This window comes from Sphingomonas sp. LC-1, assembly GCF_025371035.1.
GTDB classification, from domain to species: Bacteria; Pseudomonadota; Alphaproteobacteria; order Sphingomonadales; family Sphingomonadaceae; genus Sphingomonas; species Sphingomonas sanguinis_E.
Genome location: NZ_JANZXB010000003.1, coordinates 354,852 through 373,934 on the forward strand (window position 1 = coordinate 354,852; position 19,083 = coordinate 373,934).

The 19,083-nt window shown below is 65.4% G+C and carries 12 protein-coding genes and 1 tRNA gene; 7 read left to right on the plus strand and 6 right to left on the minus strand.

From position 1 onward, the window contains the following. Positions 1–45: 45 nt before the first annotated feature. Both NZL82_RS06570 and NZL82_RS06575 read left to right on the plus strand, forming a co-directional pair. Positions 46–1,392, plus strand: coding sequence for a TldD/PmbA family protein (locus NZL82_RS06570; protein ID WP_261268969.1), 1,347 nt, complete (start codon positions 46–48; stop codon positions 1,390–1,392). Continuing rightward, the gene (locus tag NZL82_RS06575; protein WP_261268970.1) at positions 1,379–2,170 is read left to right on the plus strand and encodes a 3'(2'),5'-bisphosphate nucleotidase CysQ; all 792 of its coding nucleotides are present in this window, start codon (positions 1,379–1,381) and stop codon (positions 2,168–2,170) included. Before NZL82_RS06570 ends, NZL82_RS06575 begins: the two co-directional genes overlap by 14 nt. On the opposite strand, the gene NZL82_RS06580 is transcribed toward NZL82_RS06575, so the two are convergent. Continuing rightward, positions 2,148–2,861 carry an NAD-dependent deacylase gene (locus tag NZL82_RS06580; protein ID WP_261268971.1) on the minus strand — a complete coding sequence of 238 codons (714 nt, stop codon included), beginning with the start codon at positions 2,859–2,861 and terminating at the stop codon, positions 2,148–2,150. The two genes, NZL82_RS06575 and NZL82_RS06580, sit on opposite strands and share 23 nt — an antisense overlap. A gap of 233 nt (positions 2,862–3,094) precedes the next feature. Between NZL82_RS06580 and dapB the strand changes: the two genes are divergently transcribed. The 3 genes from dapB to NZL82_RS06595 all read left to right on the plus strand — a co-directional run bounded on the left by dapB (position 3,095) and on the right by NZL82_RS06595 (position 4,627). After that, entirely contained in the window at positions 3,095–3,823 is a 729-nt protein-coding gene (gene dapB, locus NZL82_RS06585; protein WP_261268972.1) for a 4-hydroxy-tetrahydrodipicolinate reductase, read from the plus strand. Positions 3,824–3,833: 10 nt separating this feature from the next. Further along, complete coding sequence (gene nth, locus NZL82_RS06590) at positions 3,834–4,505, plus strand: endonuclease III (protein ID WP_261268973.1); 672 nt, start codon at positions 3,834–3,836, stop codon at positions 4,503–4,505. Positions 4,506–4,550: 45 nt separating this feature from the next. Then, positions 4,551–4,627, plus strand: a tRNA-Arg gene (locus tag NZL82_RS06595). Between the two features lie 445 nt (positions 4,628–5,072). Here NZL82_RS06595 and NZL82_RS06600 read toward each other — a convergent pair. From NZL82_RS06600 to NZL82_RS06620, 5 genes are all read right to left on the minus strand, one after another. Beyond that, the gene (locus tag NZL82_RS06600; protein ID WP_261268974.1) at positions 5,073–6,833 is read right to left on the minus strand and encodes a methyl-accepting chemotaxis protein; all 1,761 of its coding nucleotides are present in this window, start codon (positions 6,831–6,833) and stop codon (positions 5,073–5,075) included. A 282-nt stretch (positions 6,834–7,115) separates the two neighbouring features. Next, positions 7,116–8,189: a DUF2332 domain-containing protein gene (locus NZL82_RS06605; RefSeq protein ID WP_261268975.1), complete on the minus strand. Its 1,074-nt coding sequence runs from the start codon at positions 8,187–8,189 to the stop codon at positions 7,116–7,118. Between the two features lie 91 nt (positions 8,190–8,280). Then, complete coding sequence (locus NZL82_RS06610) at positions 8,281–11,325, minus strand: TonB-dependent receptor domain-containing protein (protein WP_261268976.1); 3,045 nt, start codon at positions 11,323–11,325, stop codon at positions 8,281–8,283. 256 nt (positions 11,326–11,581) lie between these two features. Next, positions 11,582–11,764, minus strand: coding sequence for a hypothetical protein (locus NZL82_RS06615; RefSeq protein WP_261268977.1), 183 nt, complete (start codon positions 11,762–11,764; stop codon positions 11,582–11,584). Between the two features lie 120 nt (positions 11,765–11,884). Next, complete coding sequence (locus tag NZL82_RS06620; protein WP_261268978.1) at positions 11,885–14,362, minus strand: TonB-dependent receptor domain-containing protein; 2,478 nt, start codon at positions 14,360–14,362, stop codon at positions 11,885–11,887. 475 nt (positions 14,363–14,837) lie between these two features. Here NZL82_RS06620 and NZL82_RS06625 point away from each other — a divergent pair, with 475 nt between their 5' ends. Together NZL82_RS06625 and NZL82_RS06630 are read left to right on the plus strand one after the other, a co-directional pair. Then, on the plus strand, positions 14,838–16,277 hold the full coding sequence (locus NZL82_RS06625) for a carboxylesterase/lipase family protein (RefSeq protein WP_261268979.1): 1,440 nt from the start codon (positions 14,838–14,840) through the stop codon (positions 16,275–16,277). Positions 16,278–16,397: 120 nt separating this feature from the next. Then, positions 16,398–18,911: a bifunctional diguanylate cyclase/phosphodiesterase gene (locus NZL82_RS06630; protein WP_261268980.1), complete on the plus strand. Its 2,514-nt coding sequence runs from the start codon at positions 16,398–16,400 to the stop codon at positions 18,909–18,911. Positions 18,912–19,083 lie beyond the last annotated feature (172 nt).

Sequence of the window (19,083 nt, forward strand, 5' to 3'; positions counted from 1 at the left end):
CGCCGGGGCTGGCATCCCCGCCCGCCCGCCCTTAAGTCCCATGCCATGCTGACCCCCGAACAGGCCCGCGATCGGGCCGCCGATATCGTCGCCCGCGCTCGTGCCGCCGGAGCGGATGCCGCCGATGCCATCTTCGCCGCCGATGCCGCGCTGGAAGTGTCGGTCCGGCTGGGCGCGCTGGAGGATGTGGGACGGTCGGAGAGCGAGGAGCTGGGCCTGCGCGTATTTGTCGGGCGGCGCTCGGCCAGCGTTTCGACTTCGGACCTATCGGGCGATGCGATGGATCGGGCGGTGGAGCGTGCCGTCGCGATGGCGCGCGAAGCGCCCGAGGATCGCTGGGCGGGCCTGGCCCCCGAAGAACGGTTGCTGCACGGTGCCCCGCCGATGCTCGATCTGGACGATGGCGGCGAGATCGCGCCGGAAACGCTGCGCGCCGCCGCCCTCGCGGCCGAGGAAGCCGCGCGGGCGGTACCGGGCGTGACCAATTCCGAAGGGGGCGGGGCCTCTGCCTCGCGCGTGGTCACGGCATTGGCGACCAGCCACGGCTTTGCGGCGGGCTATGCCGCAACCGGCTATGGCCTGTCGGTCAGCGTGGTCGCGGGCGAAGGCGCGGGGATGCAGCGCGACTATGCGCATCATGGCGCGCGCCTGCGTCGGCTGCTCGAAAGCCCCGAGGCGATCGGCGCCCGCGCGGGCGAACGGACGGTGGCGCGGCTCGATCCGGGCCGGATCGCCAGTGGGGCGATGCCGGTGGTGTTCGACCCGCGCGTCGGATCGTCGCTGGTCGGCCATCTCGTCTCCGCCATTGCGGGTAGCGCGATCACGCGGCGTACCAGCTTCCTGCTCGACCGGCTGGGTGAGCGGGTGATGGCGGAGGGTATCCGGATCGAGGACGATCCTCACCGCCCGCACGGCCTTCGTTCGCGCCCCTTCGATGGAGAGGGGCTGGCGGTGTCGCCGACCGCGATCGTCGAGGATGGGGTGCTGGAAACATGGCTGCTCGATTCGGCCTCGGCGCGGCAATTGGGGTTGGAGCCGACCGGCCATGCGGCGCGCGGCACCGCGGGCGCGCCGGGCGTATCGACCAGCAACCTTTATATGGTGGCGGGCCGCGTGCCGGTCGATACGTTGATCGGCGACATTGCCGATGGCGTCTATGTCACCGAGCTGATCGGCAGCGGCGTCAATCCCGTCACCGGCGATTACAGCCGGGGCGCGGCGGGCTTTCGCATCGTCGGAGGACGGATCGCGGAGCCGGTTGCGGAGTTCACCGTGGCAGGTAATCTGAAAGACATGTTCCTTGCCATGACGCCGGCTAATGATCTGGAATTCCGCTACGGCGTCAACGTGCCAACGCTGCGCATCGATGGAATGACGGTTGCCAGCGGCTGAGCTGATCCCGGCCGTCGTGGCGGCGGCGCGCGAGGCGGCGGCGATGGCGCTCGCCCGCTGGCGCACCGATTTCCGCCAATGGGAAAAGACGCCGGGCAGCCCGGTGTGCGAGGTCGATCTGGATGTCGACCGGATGCTGTTTGCGCGACTGACCGCGCTGATCCCGGAAGCGGGCTGGCTGTCCGAGGAGACGGCCGACAGGCCCGATCGGCTGGCCGCGCGGCGCGTCTGGGTGGTCGACCCGATCGATGGAACCCGCGACTATATTCGCGGGCGCGAGGGTTGGGCGGTCTCGGTCGCGCTGGTCGAGGATGGACGGCCGGTCATCGGCGTACTCGCCGCTCCCGCGCGCGGCGAGCTATGGCTGGCGCAGGCGGGGGCGGGCGCGACCCGCAACGGGCGAACGCTCAGCGCGGGCTATTGTCGGCAGATGCCCGGCGCGCGTGTGCCGGTCGACGCGCTGCCCAAGGCCGACCGCGATCTCGTCGCCGTCTTCAAGCCCAATTCGATCGCGCTGCGCATCGCCATGGTCGCCTCGGACGAGGCCGATCTGGTCGCGACGCTGCGCTGGGGCAATGAGTGGGACATTGCCGCCGCCGCGCTGATCGCGTCGGAAGCGGGGGCGGGGGTGGCCGATGCACTGGGCCAGCCCCTGCTGTTCAACAAGCCCGATCCGCGTGCCTTCGGCGTGCTGGTGACCGCGCGCGGGCTTCAGGATGCGGCGGTCGCGCGGCTGGGCCCGCGCGCGCGCGAGGTCATCGTGCCGGTCGGCGGCTGAGCATCTGCTCCACCCATTGGGGCACCAATTGCCCGGCGGGGCCCAGGCGGCTTTCGTCGAACCAGCCGCTTCCGTCCGATCGATCGAGATTGAGCTCCAGCGTCTCCGCGCCATAGGCGCTGGCCATCCGCACGAACCCCGCCGCCGGATAGACGGCGCCCGACGTCCCGATCGACACGAACAGATCGGCCTCGGCCAGCGCCGCCTCGATCCGCTCCATCTGATAGGGGATTTCGCCGAAGAACACGATATCGGGTCGCAAGGCGGGCGCGGCGCAGGCGGGGCACGGCGTGCCGGGCGGCAACGCGTCATACCACTCGAACCGTTCTCCGCACGCCGCGCACAGCGCCTGTTTCAGCGCGCCGTGCATGTGCAGGAGCCGGGTCGCCCCCGCCCGCTCGTGCAGGTCGTCGACATTCTGCGTGACGATCAGCAACGCGCCCGGCCATTCGCGGTCGAGCCGCGCCAAAGCCTCATGCGCCGCATTGGGGCTGACCTTCGACAGCGCCGCCCGCCGCAAGTCGTAGAAGCGGTGTACCAGCGCCGGATCGGCGGCGAGAGCCTCCGGCGTACACACATCCTCGACCCGGTGTCCTTCCCAAAGCCCACCCGGCCCGCGAAAGGTGGCGATGCCGGATTCGGCGGAAATGCCCGCGCCGGTGAGGATGACGATATTGGCGATGCTGGTCATGACGGCGACGACGGTAGCGCGTGAGCGCGGCGCGTACGACCCAAAACGCCCCCAATCTCCGCAGTTGCGCCGCACAGGCCCGGCATTCGGGAAAATGCGTCCGAAGTCGCCATCGCCCATGGCCCATAGCCGGTCACCGCGCGTTCAAGCGAGCGGTTTCCCCTTGGCGTGACCTGTGCCAAGGAGCGCCGCACCGACCATCACCACCCCTCTCGAAAAGGACATCACACGGCATGACGGCAATCGGCATTTACGGCAGCGCGGGACGCATGGGCCGGGCCATCGCCGAACTGATCGAGGGGGAGGGCGCGACCCTGGCCGGGGGATGCGATTCGCATGACGATCCGACCCTGTTGGCGGCACGGGCGGACGTGCTGGTCGACTTTTCGATCACCGGCGCGCTCGATGCGCATCTGGCGGCGGCGCGGGCGGCGCGGACCCCGATCGTGATCGGCACCACCGGTCTGTCGCCCGCACAGCATGCCGCGATCGACGAGGCGGCGACCGAGATCGCGGTGCTGCAAACCGGCAATACCTCGCTGGGTATCACGCTGCTCGCCAATCTGGTGCGTGAGGCGGCGGCGCGGTTGGGCACCGACTGGGACATCGAGATCACCGAGATGCATCACCGGCACAAGGTCGATGCGCCCTCCGGCACCGCGTTGCTGCTGGGCGAGGCGGCGGCGGCGGGGCGGGGGAGCAGCCTGTCCGAACTCCGCGTCGATGGGCGTGCCGGGCTGGTGGGCGCACGGACCGAAGGGACGATCGGCATGGCGGCGCTGCGCGGCGGCTCGGTGATCGGCGATCATGAGGTGATCTTCGCGGGCGAGGGCGAGCGGGTGACGCTGGGCCATTTCGCGCAGGATCGCAGCATTTTCGCGCGCGGCGCGGTGCGCGCGGCGCTGTGGCTCGCGACCCAGGCGCCGGGGCGGTATCGCATGGGCGACGTGCTGGGCCTGTAAGGACGCCTTCGTGAAAAAGGCCGAGATCGTCGAATTCTATCACCGTCTCGCGGAGGCCAATCCGCATCCCGAGACCGAGTTGGAATTCCGCAACCCCTATACGCTGGTCGTCGCGGTCGCGCTGTCGGCGCAGGCGACCGATGTCGGGGTGAACAAGGCGACGCGCGCGCTGTTCGCCGACGTCGACACGCCCGAAAAGATGCTCGCGCTGGGCGAGGATGGGCTGAAGCAGCATATCAAGACGATCGGCCTGTTCAACACCAAGGCCAAGAACGTCATCGCGCTGTCGCGGATGCTGGTCGACAATTATGGCGGCGAGGTGCCCGAGGATCGCGAAGCGCTGGAGCGGCTGCCGGGCGTCGGGCGCAAGACCGCCAATGTCGTGCTCAACGTCGCCTTCGGACACGAAACCTTCGCGGTCGACACCCATATCTTCCGCGTCTGCAACCGTACCGGCCTGGCCAAGGGCAAGACCCCGCTGGCGGTCGAACTCCGGCTCGACAAGGCGACGCCCGCGCCGTTTCGGGTTCACGCGCATCACTGGCTGATCCTGCATGGCCGTTATATCTGCAAGGCGCGGCGCCCCGAATGTTGGCGCTGCCCGGTCGAGGACCTGTGCGCCTACCGCCACAAGACCCCCGCGCCCGTCCCCAAAGGCGGAAAAGCGGCGACGGCGTCATAAAAAGGCTGGCGTGGTGGTCTGCACGATGCTAGTCGGCTCGCCCACGCACCCGTAGCTCAGCTGGATAGAGCGCTGCCCTCCGAAGGCAGAGGCCACAGGTTCGAATCCTGTCGGGTGCGCCATCTATTCTCATCCACTATATTGATAATTTAGCCGTTTAAGGCTGATGAGATGGCTGCGTGCCACCTTTCGGTCCCTCACCGTCTGCTTGTCGTAGGCGTTCGAGCGCGAACTGCGGCGGTCATTGGTTCTTTGCTCATGCCCGCCAAATATGAGGGATGGGCGAAGATGCGATCCAGCAGGGCCATGGCCATAAAGCATCGGCGATCTCAACCGATGTTCGCGACCATACCCATGATGGCCAGAAATCCCATCATCCAAGCCAAATTGACCGGCGACCTGAAAGCGAGTGCGTCCGTCAATATCTCGCACGCGGTAGTCGCGATCGGGACAAAGCATATCTGTAGCCAGTGACGCTGTCGTACCAGCGTTTGCGGATGCGTTATTGAGCGAACTTATGCCGGAACGCGAATATGCGCTATTCGGACACCGGCACCAGCGGCGTCATCAGGCTGCGCGGCTCGGTTGTGAGTGGCGGAAATCGTCCGGGCGGTAGCGCGCCTGCGATCGCGCTGTGGACGCCGTATCGACGTTGAACCGCATCACCGATGCCATGAGCGTCCCGCATTCCTGTGCCAACAGGCTGGCCGCTGCAGTCGACTCCTCGACCATTGCGGCGTTCTGCTGGGTCACAGAGTCGATCTCGCCGATCGCGATATTCACCTGGCCCAGGCTATGTGCCTGCTGTTCGGAAGAGCGGGCGATCACGTCCACGACGGTGCTGACGTCCGAAACCTTACTGATGATCCGTTGCAGCGCGTTGCCGGTTTCGTCGACCAGCACCACGCCCGAGCGAACATGCTCGATGGCCGAAAGGATGCGTGCCTTGACGTCCGAGGCCGCGTCGGCCGAGCGTTGCGCCAGCGCACGGACTTCGGAGGCGACAACGGCGAAGCCCTTGCCGGCATCGCCCGCCCGCGCCGCTTCGACGCCCGCGTTGAGTGCAAGAAGATTGGTCTGAAAGGCGATGCCGTCGATGACCGTGATGATGTCCACGATCTCGCGGCTGGCCTGGTCGATACCGTTCATGGCGGTGATCGACTTGGCGACGATTTCGCCGCCCTTTTCGGCCTCGTTGCGCGCTTCCGTCACGGCGCGATTGGCCTCGCCCGCGCTGGCGGCCCCTTCGCGAACGCCTTGGGTGATTTCCCCAACCGCAGCCGCAGTCTCGCGCAAGCTGGCGGCCTGCTGCTCGCTGCGCGCCGAGAGATGGTCGGTGGCCTGACGGATTTCCTCGATATTCGAGCGTATGGTGCCTGCGCTGCCGCGCACATCGCTGGTCAGGCCGGACAGATTCTGAACGGCGCGATTAAAGTCGGCGGCCAGCTGATGGAAGGAGGGGGGCAGGTCGGTCAGCCGAGCCGTCAGGTCCGCCTCGGACAGGCTGTGCAGGCCCGAGCCGATCGCTTGCAAGGCCAGTTCGCGTTCGCGGTCGTCGCTGACCTTGGCCTTGGCGGCATCGCGGAAGACGACGACGGCGCGGGCCATGTCGCCCAGTTCATCGCCGCGCTCGCTGCCCGGTACCTCGATGTCGTTGCGACCGCGCGCAAGCTCGGCCATCAATCGGGTGAGGGCGGTGATCGGTCGCGCGATGCTGCGGCTGAGGACCATCTGAAGCGTGATGACGACGCCGATCAGCATCACGCCGCCCAGGACTAGGGCGATGATGGCGGTGCCGATCGCATTGTCCTGCGAGGCGGCATTGCTGGCGATCGCTGCCGTTTCCTGCTCGCGAATCGCGCGGAGCGGCAGCACGATGTCGCTGGTCAGCACGGCTTTCCCCGCGTCGCGGACCGCCTGCTGCGCTTCGTCGCGTCGCCCTTCCTTGACCCAATCGGTCAGCCGGTCGCTCCACGTCCGCCGCCACTTTGTCTTCTCGGCATTGGACTTGGCGAGCAGCTCCTGCTCGGTCCGGTCGGTCAGCATCGCGGCCAGCTCTTGGCTGGTCGTGTCATATTCCTTGCGCGCTTCTTCGTAGGATTTGAGATAGCTCTTGTCCGCCGTGACCAGGAAACCGCGCAACTGGCTGTTTTCGCGCAGGATCGATGTCTCCAAGGTCAGCGCTTTGGCATAGACCTCCTGAGCGTGGTTGTTGCGCGTGGTCGCGCTTCGGATTTCCCAGATATTGACGAAGAACACGATTGTCATGATCGCGGCCGACAGGCTGACGATCAGGAACGATACACCCAGCTTCTTGGGGATGTTCATGCTCGCAAGCATTATGCGTCTCTCTCAACAGGTCGGGCCGGGGACGATCCGCGCGGATCGATCGGGTTGTCGTTACCAAACCCGCTGTTCAACGGGGCGCTCAGGGCGTCAGGCATAGGCATAGGATCCGCCATGGCGGATGCCGTAAGACACAGTGGCGCTGTCACCACCCGATACTTGATCGCCATATCCTGAGTTAATCCTGATTCCGTCCGACAATTGTTAGGATTGTGAAGTTAATTATGGGTGAAGTGACGGAGCGTTACCAACAGATACGCTGACCTATCCGTCGATCCACTCGATCCATGCGCCATAGGGATGGCAATGGGCCACGACCCGGTCCTGATGGCCCGGCCAGGAGCGCAGGCGCAGCTCGACCCGTTCGCGCGCCTTGTCCCATTCGAAGCCGATGGCCGCGAAGGGGCGGGCCGGGGTCGCGGCCGCTCCGGCCTTCTGCAAGGTCGCCTCGATGGTCATGCGGTCCTCCGCGTTCAGATATTGCAGCACCATGGAATGCAGGACGACGCGGTGGCGATGATCCGTCCCCGGAACGGCCAGCTGTTCCGCGAGCCAGGATGTGGCATCCCCGGTGTCGAGCCGGGGCGGATGCTGGCGCGCGATCTCCAGGGCACGGTCCAGCCGCTGCGCGCGCTCGGGCTGGTCGGCGAAGATGAAGGAAGCCAGCCGCTCGCATGCGGCCGGATCGTTCACGTCGAGCGGATGGAGGTCGACGCCGCGAGCGGCATGGACGGTCACGGCGGCGTCGGGGGGCGGGGGACCACGCCATTCGGGAGCGATCCGCACCCTCGAGTTGGGTTCGCCAGTCCGGACGCCGCCTAGGTCATAGGCATAGCGCGCCAGATTGAGATTCAGCCCCGCGCTCGCGCCGATCTCGAACAACTCGAAATCATGGCCGTGAGACTGGGCCAGGACCATCAGGGCGGCGTGAAGGGCCGCCGCACGGCCGATTTCGTTGGTCTGCGGCACGCGCAGCAACCAGTCGACCAGGAATTCGTCATGGCTGGCCAAGGCCAGTGCGACCGCTTCGTCGAAACGGTCATGCTTCCTGGCATATAGCGCGGTCAGCTGGGGCTCCACTCCACGCCGGGCTAGGGCGTGCAGCGCGGCGTTGATCCGCATCGCGATCGCCGAGGATGCGGCGGTATTGCCCCATGACCGGATCAGCGCCGCGCTGAGGGGCGCCTTGTCGAGCTGTCGGTCCACCGCCGCCAGCAGATCGGCGACGAAGGGCGTGCCGATCGCCCGCATGACGAGCGACTGTCGGTACAGTTCGCTCGGCTGCGCGGTCGGATCATCCGAACCCGGATATATGGTGTTGGAACATTCCGGGTGCATCGGTCGCCTATGACGTCGCAAGGGTAGGATGGGCAAGACGCATCGGGACGATGGAATATCGCCCCGATGCGGTTTGCCCCGTCAGACGAGATCAGAAGTTGAAGTTCGCGCCGGCGCTGAAGTTACGGCCGACCAGGCCTGCGTAATGCCAGCTGCTCAGATAGTTGGGATTGCTGGCATAGGCACCCGATGCCAGCGGAGCGCGGGCATTGGTCACGTTCTGGATGCTGAAGAAGAAGCGGAAATCGTCATTGACCCGCACGCCCATGTTCAGGTCCGTGTAGATGAACGGCCGCACATAGCACTGGTTGTTGAAGTCGGTTTTACGATCGACGACCGGCGCCAGCGTGTTTCTGCACGACAGATCGATTACGCCGTTTACGGCATCAATGCGATCGGCCGCTACCTGCTTGATCCGACCGACGTAATAGGTTGTGCTCGTAAGCGAGAAGTTGCCGATTTCAATCGTGTTCTGCCAGTTGCCGCGGATGCGGGGCGTACCGCCGCCCGAGGACAGCTCGTACGGCCCCAGCGTACCCGCATATTTCTGCACCACGCCCGCCGGGGTGACGAGGTCGAGGCGGAGAACGCGGGTCACGTCGACACGGCTGATGAATTTCACGCCGTTCGCCAGTTGGACGTTTGCATTGGCCTGCATGTCGATACCCGAGCTGACCATATAGTTGGCGTTGACGTATGGCACGTCGAACACCAGCAGACGCGGCAGGGCGTTCGGATTGACGGGATCGGGCGCGTCAACGATGTTGCACTTGTAGCCCTGACCGACCGCCGCCAGCGCCGCACATCCGGCCGCCGCATTGGCCTGGCCATAATAGGCTTTGATCGCCTCGGCGCGTAGCGGCCCGCTGACGATCAGATTCGATTTGCGGATGTTATAATAGTCGACCGTGAGGTTCAGCCAGGGAACCGGATTGAGGATCGTGCCGACAGTGAAGCTCCGCGATACTTCCGGAAGGATATCCGCCTTGCCCTGCGCCGCGCTACCGATGCTGTACGTTGTCGTATAGGCCGGGCTGCCGGCATGCGCAGCGATGAAGCTGTCGGGTGGGGTGTAGGACGAGAAACCAGCATAGCTGCTCGCCGGGTTATATTCCGCGAAAGTCGGCGCGCGGAAGCCCTGCGAATAGGTAGCGCGGAGCGAGAATTCGCGGACCGGCGTGAACTTAGCGCCAATCTTCGGCGAGAAGTGGCTATAGCCCTGCGAATAGTGATCGTAACGGCCCGAGACGTTCAGGTCGAACGAGCGTGCAAAGGGCGCGTCGATTTCGAAGAACCCGGCGGTCACGGTCTGGCGACCCTGGGCCGACGAGGTGTTCAGGCCGTAATAGGACAGATCCGCATTCTGGTTGCGGTTCATCAGCGTCTCGCGACGGACCTGGAAACCGCCGCCGACATTCAGGTCGCCGCCCGGCAGCGCCATGAGCGACTTCAGCAGTGAACCGCCGATCGTCGCCACCGTCGAATAGGACGGGGTGGTCCGCTCCGGCGATACTTGGTCGCGCACGGCCTGCGTATTCTGTTCCGGATTGACGAAGTTGTAGGCGCCGGTGTTGATCGCGTTCAGCAGGCCCTGGATGTTGATGAAGCCGCGCTGCGTGACTGCGAAATTGTCACGGGCATAGACGCCGTTCAGGCGGAACTTGAAGCCATCGCCCAGATCGCCCGAAATGCCGTAGGTCGCGCGGAAAACGTCGACATAGCGGTGGCTGCCCGCGGGAATGTCGCCGAACAGGTAATAGATACGTGCGGCATTCTGGGTCGGGTCGGCGCCCGCCACGGCATAGGGGTTGTTCGGGTTCAGGCGGCGGTCGGCGGCGGTGGCGCAGTTCACACCCGCCGAGCAGACATACATAGGCAGGACAATGCCCGGGCTGCTTGACGCGAGCGCTGGCGAGCCGCCGAAAGGCTGGGTCTGGCGGATGCCCGCCGGGGTGCCGCGAATATCGACTTCGGAATGCGAATAGCTGCCGCTGGCGAACGCTTCCCAGCCCTCGGCGATACGGACGTTCAGCCGCGCCGTGGTCGAATAACGCTGCTGGCGCGGCTGGATGATCGAATATTCGGCTGGCAGGTTGTGCGCGCAGCCTGTGCCCTGTGCGGCGCCGGAGGTCACGGTGAAAGTGCCGAAGGGGCAGGCGTTCGGGTTGAGCAGGCGATACTGATTGGTCGGAGACGTGCCGACCTGGCCCGACAGCGGATTGTTGAGATCGGTCTGCGAAACGCGGGTGACCACCGCCTGCGGGTTGGCGGTCAGCAGCGAGTCGTCGTTGCGGTTCCGATCCTGCAGGCCGCTCGGACGCAGGTCCAGCGTGTTGAACGGATAGCCGCGCGAGTTGTTGGTGATGAACCCGTCATAGGTGTATTCACCATTGACGTAGAAGTTGAAGCCCTGCTCGCGATAATCGCCGATACCGGCGGTCAGCGTGGCGCGGTAATGGGCGCCATCGGCCTTTTCGGTGGTGCCGCCCTGGACCGAACCCGAAATGCCCTGGACATTCTTCTTGCTGATGAGGTTGACCACACCGCCGATCGCGTCCGCGCCATAGGTCGAGGACGCGCCGTCCTTCAGCACTTCGATACGCTCGATGGTGCTGAACGGGATCGAATTCAGGTCGACATAGGCGTTATGGCCGTCATCGTTCAGCGGGAAGTTGGCGTTGCGCAGACCGTCGATCAGCACCACGGTCGACGACACGCCCAGGCCGCGCAGCGACACCGCCGCGCCACCGGCGGAAAAGCCGTTGCGGAAACCGGTCGAGATCGAACCGGCACTGTCTGCCGAAACCGAACGGATGGCGTCCTGCGCGGTCGTGATGTTCGCGCGTTGCATTACGTTGGAACTCACCACGGTCACGGGCGAGATCGAACTGGCGTTCGAATCGCGGAACAGCGTGCCGGTCACGATGACCGTGGCGCCTTGCGCCGTGGCGGGAGCGGGGGCAGCCCGCTTGATCTGAACGTCCTGCTCGGCCGGTGCGGGTGCAGCGGCGTTCTGGTCGGCGGTGTCGGCCGTCTGTGCCGGTGCCGCCTGCTGCCCATAGGCCGGAGCGGCGATCGCGGTCAGCAATGCCGCGGTCGAAATCCCCAGGCGCAGTTTACCGAACGCAGAATTCATCGAAGTCACTTGATTTCCCCCTCTGACGCAGCAGCGACTTGCGTCGCCTTCATTCCCCTCGCCACGAACCGGCGCTGCGATAGATGGGCGCCTATCACCCATGGAGTTACTGGGGTGTTAAAAGGCCGAGATTTGGCATTGAGGTGGTATGATATTGGATTTGTTATGGAGAAGGTAAAAAGCAGCGTAATCGCTTACCTCACACCGCAACAATTTTAACGCTGGACTTGCCCCGGTTAACCGGAAAGGCATTTGCTCAGCGTAACGCGGTTCGCTCGATTTGCGCGGTACTGCGGCAATCGAGCGCGGAATGGCGCTGAACGGAATTGCAAAAGCCGTTGATATAGCGAGCAATTGGCTGTTCGGCCTGGGCAATGGTATAGAAGACGGTACGCCAGACGAGTTTGGATCCTATCGTCTTGCAGAACGGCGCGACCATGGAGTTGGCGTCACAATTTCCTTTTCGTGGCAAAGAGATAAGGATGCCCTGACATGGCGGCTCCGCGCGACATGCAGATATAGGAGGGGGCGCAGCTATCAGGCCGCGCCCCTATCTCTATCAGAAGCCGACCCGCACCGACAGCGAGGTCGTCCGCGCGTTGATGGCCCGCGCACGCACGATGCCGTTGGTCGGGATCACGCCGTCCTCCGCCTCGGTAAAGCCCAGCGCGTTGAACAGGTTGTTGCTGTTCAGCGAGACCAGGATGCGGTCGGTGGCGCGGAACTGCATAAAGGCGTTGACCACCGTATAGCCGGGCAGCTTCAACTGATTGCTGTCCTGCGCATAGCTGCTAGTCGTGCCGATCACGTTCGCGCCGATCGTGATGCGGTCCAGATCGACCTGCGGCGTCGCCTGGAAGATCAGCCGGGCTTGGCGGCGCGGGGTATTACCGACCACGCCGGGGTTCAGCGCGTCGCTGACGATCTTGGCATCGGTCCAGGTCGCCCCGCCGGTCATGTTGAACGGGCCGACGCTATACGCCCCGTCCAGCTCCAGGCCATAGGCGCGATATTCGCGGTCGATGAAGACCTGACGCGTCGCCTCGTAATTCTGCTCCTCGGTGCGCGCCCAGAAGCCGGTCAGGTTCACATACATGCCGTTCTTGCGATATTTCAGGCCCAGCTCGGCCTGGCGCACATAGTCGACCGCCGCGTCCTTGTTGATCAGATGGCCGTCGGTCGTGCTGACCGCCGGACCGAACAACAGCCGGTCGGCATTGGCACGCGCGCCCCGGCTATAGCGGACGAACATCGCGAACGGCTCCGACACGCGGAAGTTGATCCCCGAGGAATAGGACAGATAGTGCCAGCTGTAATCGACCGGCGCCGGGCTGGTCAGCGGGATCACCGCCACGCGCCGCTCGGCCGCCGAGATCACGCCGTCGCCGTTCATGTCGCGCGCCGTGGCGCCGACGCGACCGCCGCCCAGATCCGACCCGAAGATCGACCCTTGCGCATTGCCGAAGTCGTAGCGGACGCTGGCGCCCAGCGCGAAGCGCCCGATCTTGTAGTTCAGCGATCCGAACGGCGCATTGACGTTGTAATCGACGCGGTAGCTGCGGCGACAGCAGCCGCCGAAATAGTCCGCCCCGAACGCATAATAGCCGTTCTGCGTCTGTGGCACCCCTGCGGCATTGACCACGTCGACCAGCGCCGCGCGCCCGTCGCCGCGCACGTCCATCAGCGTCGAGGTCCATAGCCAGTCGGTGTCGATCGTCTGGCGCGACTTGTAGAAACCGGCGGTGGTCGTCAACTCACCCTTGCCGATGGTATAGACGCGGCTGGCGCGCAGGTCGTTGGTGACATTGTCCAGGCTGTTGAGCTTGGTGTCGAACACCACCACGCGCGCGAGCAGGCCGTTGCCGTTCAGCCCCGACAGGTTGGTGATCGCCTGCCCGCTATTCGGCCCGCTGGCATAGCGCAGCGTCGCCCCCGCGCCGCCCAGCGCCGTCGCGGTCGCCGCCGCGCTGTCCACCGCCGAGGGGAAGTTCGAGATGAACCGGCCCGAGACATCGGCATAGCGGAACCGGTCGGTCACGGTCCAACCCGACACGTCGAAGCGCGTCTCGACCCCGAAGGCGTTGACCACCGGATGCTGGCCGTCGCGCTTGTCGTCGACCACCGGATTATTCTGCCCGTCCAGCGTCACGTTGCTGGTGTCGTAGCGCGACAGCAGCGCGTCGCGGGCGATGTCGAATCCCGGGACATTCTCGTATCGCGGATTGGCGTTGGTGCCGGTCACGCGCACCGGATTGGGCAGATAGGCCGCCGACCGATCGTTGAGGAACTTGCCGTAGAAGCGGATATAGCCGCCGCTGAACTCCTTGGTGACGTTCAGCTTGATCTGGCCGCCCTTGGTGCCGTCATAACCGACCCGGCGCGGCCCCTCGCCCTGATGATAGAAGCCGCCGATATGGAAGCGCAGCGTGTCGGAGAGCTTGGCCCCATAATCGAAGTCGAGCCGGTATTCGCCATAGTCCAGACCCGCCGTCGCCATGATCGCGCCGCCCGGCACCTCGCCGGTCTTGGAGATCATGTTGATGACCCCGCCGGGCGAGTTGGATGAGAAGGTCGAGGCGGAACCGCCGCGAATGGCGTCGACCGACGACACGTTCATATCGGCACGCAGAAAGATGTCGGCATTGCCGAAGGTGATGTCGCCGAACTCCAGCACCGGCAGGCCGTCCTCCTGCAATTGCAGGAACTTGGCGCCGCCCGACGCGATCGGCAGGCCACGGATCGAGATATTGGCATTGCCGTCGCCGCCCGAGCTTTCCGATCGGATGCCGGGGATGTTGCGGAAGATCTCGGCGGTCGAACGCGGCGCCGCCTTCAGGATCTCGGCCGCGCCGAGCGAGCTGGTCGAGATGGCGCTGTCCAGACGATCGCGCCCCCGCGCCACGGCGGTGACGACCACATCCTTATTGAGTGCGCTCTTCTCGGCCGGTTTGTCAGCCTGTGCAGTCTGCGCTTGAGCATGCCCCGGAACCAATAGCGCGAACGGAATGGCCGAAATGAATAGCTTGTGACGAAGCACCTAATCCCCTCCTCTTTGTCAGGGACGCTCACTACCACCGGAGGCTTTGCAAACGATTAAAATGCCTTGATGCGCTGGTGAGATATTTTTGGACTGATTGCCCACCTTCCGGCGCAATGTTCTGGCGGGGAAGGGCATAGCCCAATGATGCACGGCATCGTCCTGATCCAGCGGCCGGTCACTATTCCGCTGAAATGTAGCTGGGCCGCGGCGGCGCCCTGGCCGAAGCAGGCACGGCGCCTTCTCTGTGTTCGATGTCTGCGGATTCCCTCGTCCGGCACCTGCCAGACCTGACCGGGATTTTCTCACAGCGAATGAATCGATCCAAAGGGCTCGGGTCGATTCCGTCCGGCTCGCCGGAAGTCGATCCCCCTTTCCATGGGGCGCGTTTGGGTTCTATCCTACGGAAAAGCGTGGCGAACTATCGCGCCAATGTCGGCGCTTCGAAAAAGCGCATCATGAGGGGGAGGATGTGATGACGATGTTCCTGAAGGCCGCCATGGCGGCGACGATCGTCCTGGCCGCGCCATTGGCCGCGCAGGTGCCGGCTTCCGCCCCCGTCATTTCCACCGATCGCGGTGCCGTGCGGGGTGGCGTGGCGGACGGGGTGGCGAGTTGGAAGGGGATTCCCTTCGCCGCCGCGCCGGTCGGGCCGCTTCGCTGGCGTGCGCCGCAGCCCGCCGCCGCATGGCAGGGCGTTCGGGACGCCACCGCCTATGCGCCGGACTGTATGCAGGTGCCGTTCCCCAGCGATGCCGCGCCGCTGGGTACGGCCCCGGCGGAGGACTGTCTTTACGCCAATGTCTGGAAGCCGGTGGCGGCGCGGGGGAAGCTGCCGATCCTGGTGTGGATCTATGGCGGCGGCTTCGTGAACGGCGGGGCGTCGCCACCGACCTATTCGGGGGCGGAACTGGCCAGGCAGGGAGTCATGGTCGTCAGCTTCAACTACCGGGTAGGCCGGTTCGGCACCTTCGCCCTGCCGCAACTGACCAAGGCGAACGCCGATGAGGGCCGGCTGGGTAATTACGGCATCATGGACCAGATCGCGGCGCTGCAATGGGTGCAGCGCAATGCGGCGGCGTTCGGCGGCGACCCGTCGAACGTCACCATCGTCGGAGAGAGCGCAGGCGGCATGTCGGTGCACATGCTCAACACCTCGCCGCTGGCGCGGGGGCTGTTCAGCAAGGTCTTCGTGATGTCGGGCGGCAATGGCCGGTCGGACGGCAAGACACTGGCCGATGCCGAACGGATCGGAGAGAATTTCGCCCGGTCCAAGAGTATCGATCCCGACAGCCCCGATGCGTTGGACAGGCTACGCGCGCTGAGCGCCGAGGCGGTGACCGACGGCCTGAACATGATGGCGCTGTTCCGGCCCCAACCCGGCCCGCCGACCAATATGGGGCCCTTTGCCGATGGCAGGGTGATGGTCGATCTGGGCAAGGCCTATGCCGAGGACCGCTTCGCCCGCGTGCCGATGATCGTCGGCGCGACGGGGGCGGATATAGGGGGAAAGACTGGATTCATGGTCGCCGGAGCCCGTGAGGTGGCGGGCGTCGTCGCCGACAAGGGCGTGCCCGTATGGGAATATCGCTTTTCCTATGTCGCGAGTTCGGTGAGCCAGCCGGGCGCGCAGCATGCGACTGATATTCCCTTCTTCTTCGACACCACCGCGATCAAATATGGCGCGGCGACGACAATGCGGGACCGCGACATGGGGCGGGTGATGAGCCGCTATCTCACCCAGTTCGCCAAGACCGGCAATCCCAATGCGGCGGGGCTGCCGCAATGGCCACGCTATGCCCGCGCCAGCGACCGGATCATGGACTTCGGAGCCGATGGAAAGGCGGTCGCCAGCGCCGATCCCTGGGGGGCAGAGATCGACGCGGCGGGCAGGGCGGCACCTTCGTCGCGATAGGGCGGATGCGGCCCGCTTTACGCAATGGTTAAGACGGTAACCGATTTTACACTTGCCTTAATCTAATTAAGTCCTGCTTAGAGCGGGTTGTGGGCGGGTGAGTAAATGGGGGCCGCGAAAGTGGCATGGGACATCAGAGCGGTAGCGCTTGCGCTGCTGATGCTCCTGACGGGGTTGATGCCGGGAACGGCGTCGGCCACGACCGTCGACCTGCGTCGATCGGCCTGCAGTGCCGCGCTGCCCGATGGCACCCGAACCGCCAGCATCACCGAGGCGCGCTATGTCTGCGGTGCCGACGCCCCGACGCGGGGGACGCCGTGGCTGTGGCTTCGTCTCGATCCGTCGGGATTGGCCACGCTGCCACCACGCTGGGATATGTTGATCGATCAGACCCGGTTCGATCGTATCGCCCTGCTGGTCGTGGGGCGCGACGGCGCGGTCCGGATCGAGCGCGGGCCCTCCGGCCTGGACGGCCATGGCGCGCCAGGCGGGTTGTTGCGCTTCGTGGTCCCGACGCCGGGACGCGATGTCCGCGGCCTGTATCTGGGCTTTCGCAACATCGACGAGCTGTCGTTGATGCGAAAGCTGGAGGCGCGGCCGGGCGTCAGGATGACCGGGGGCGATATTCACTGGCTTCTGCTGATGGGGCTGTTCACCGGGACGCTCTTGTCCGCGCTGCTCTACAATCTGGTGATCCATACGGGGCAGCGCCCCGCGTTCCAGCGCTGGTATCTGCTGTGGGTCAGTGTCGCCCTGGCCTATGGTTTGATCTGGACGAACACGGCGGCGTTCATCGTTCCATGGCTGATCGGCCCGCTCGCGGTGCGGCTGAACCTGGTCCTGGTCGGCTTGATGGTCGCGGCGGGGAACATGTTCTTCTTCGCCGTGATCGAAGAGGGGGCGCTGAGCCGCCGCTTCGCCATGGCGGGGCGGACCCTGGCCGTGACGGGGGCGGTGTTGGGCTTCGTGGCGGCGGCGGACTGGTGGGTGCCGCCAGGGCTGACCGACCGACTGCTCAATTATGCCATCGCGGCCACCGCAGCGCTGCTCGCCCTGTCGTGCTGGATCGCGGCGCGGCGCGGCAGCCGGGTCGTCTGGTTCTATCTGATCGGCTGGGGCCCGGTGATCGGCGTCTTTCTGGCCCGTCTGGCTCGAAATCTGGGCTTTGCGCCACAGAATGACCTGGTCGACATGGGGACCTTTGCCGCCCTCGCTTTCGAGGCTCTGGTCTTGTCGCTGGCGATCGCCGACCGGTTCCGCCTGATCCGCCAGGAACTGGAGTTGAGCCGCCAGCGCCGCGAGGTCGATATGGCGGAAACCAAGACATTGCGGCTGGCGGCGCAGACCGATTTCCTGACCGGGCTGGGAAACCGCTCGGCCTTTCAGCATCAGTCCTATGAATGGATGTCCAGCGGCACCGCGTTCAGCCTGTTCCTGGTCGATGTCGATTACATGAAGGACGTAAACGACCGGCTGGGCCATGCGGTGGGGGACCGTTTGTTGCAGCATGTCGGGGCGGCGTTGGTCGAGACGACGCGGGCGTGGCCGGGAACCCGGATCGCACGGATCGGTGGCGACGAATTCGCCATATTATGCCCCGGCAGCCATGGCGACGAGGCCGCTCTGGCCGACGCGGCGATGGCGCTTCAGGGCGATGTCTGGCATGCCGAGGATCGCGACCGCACCCTGTCGCTCAGCATCGGCGCGGCGCGTTTCCCGGAAGATGCGCGAGCGCTCGACCTGCTCTATCAAAATGCCGACCTGGCGCTCTACACCGCCAAGCGGCTCGGTCGCGGGCGCTATACCCGGTACGATCCGTTGCAGCGTTCGCTGCGGGACCTGCAGACCGCCTTTATCGAGGATTCCGAGGCGGCGATCCAACGCGGCGAGTTCGCGCTTTACATGCAGCCGATCGTCTCGCTGGAAACGGAGGCGGTGTGCGGGCACGAGGCGTTGTTGCGGTGGCGCCATCCTCGGCACGGGCTGTTGGCCCCGGATCGCTTCGCCGATGTGCTGGTCGCCGAGCGGATCGGCCTGATGATCCAGGAGCATGTGCTGGAACTCGCGCTGACCGCGCTGCGCGAACAGGGCGAGCGGTTGGGCATGCTCAGCGTCAATTTCACCTCGGCCCAGTTGGCGGGGCCACGCGGCGCGCGCGCGGTGCTCGACCGGCTGGCGCATTACGGCATCGCGCCGGACCGGCTCTGCGTCGAAGTGACCGAAGGCGTGATGCTCGACCGGGCGGCGGACAGCATCCTGGCGAATCTGCGTACCTTGCATGACGCGGGCGTCTGTATCGCGCTCGACGATTTCGGTACCGGCTATGCCTCGCTGGTCCATCTTCGGCAATTGCCGGTCGATCGCATCAAGATCGACAGGTCCTTCGTCGCGGGGATCGACGAGACGGATGGCGGGACGCTGGCCATCGTGCATGCGATCGTCGGTCTGGGCGGTGGCCTGGGCAAGGTGGTCGTCGCGGAAGGGATCGAGAACGAGGTCCAGGCGCTGCGCCTGAAGCAACTGGGCTGTCAGTTGGGGCAGGGCTATCTCTATGGTCACCCGTCAGCCGAACCGATGGCGGGGGAGTCCATGGCCGCCGATCCATGGGGGCTGCCGCGCGTGGTGACGACTTAACCCTATTCGCAACCGGCAGCCCGGCCAATGGCGGGTGCCGACCCTCTTGAGAAAGCCCTGCCCCCCGGCCGGAAGAGGGTGACGTAAGGCGCCCCTAAGTCCTTTCGGATACGTCGCTTTCCAGACGGCGTCCCAGGCCGCCCGGCCTATCTTCGACGTGCAGCATGGTGCT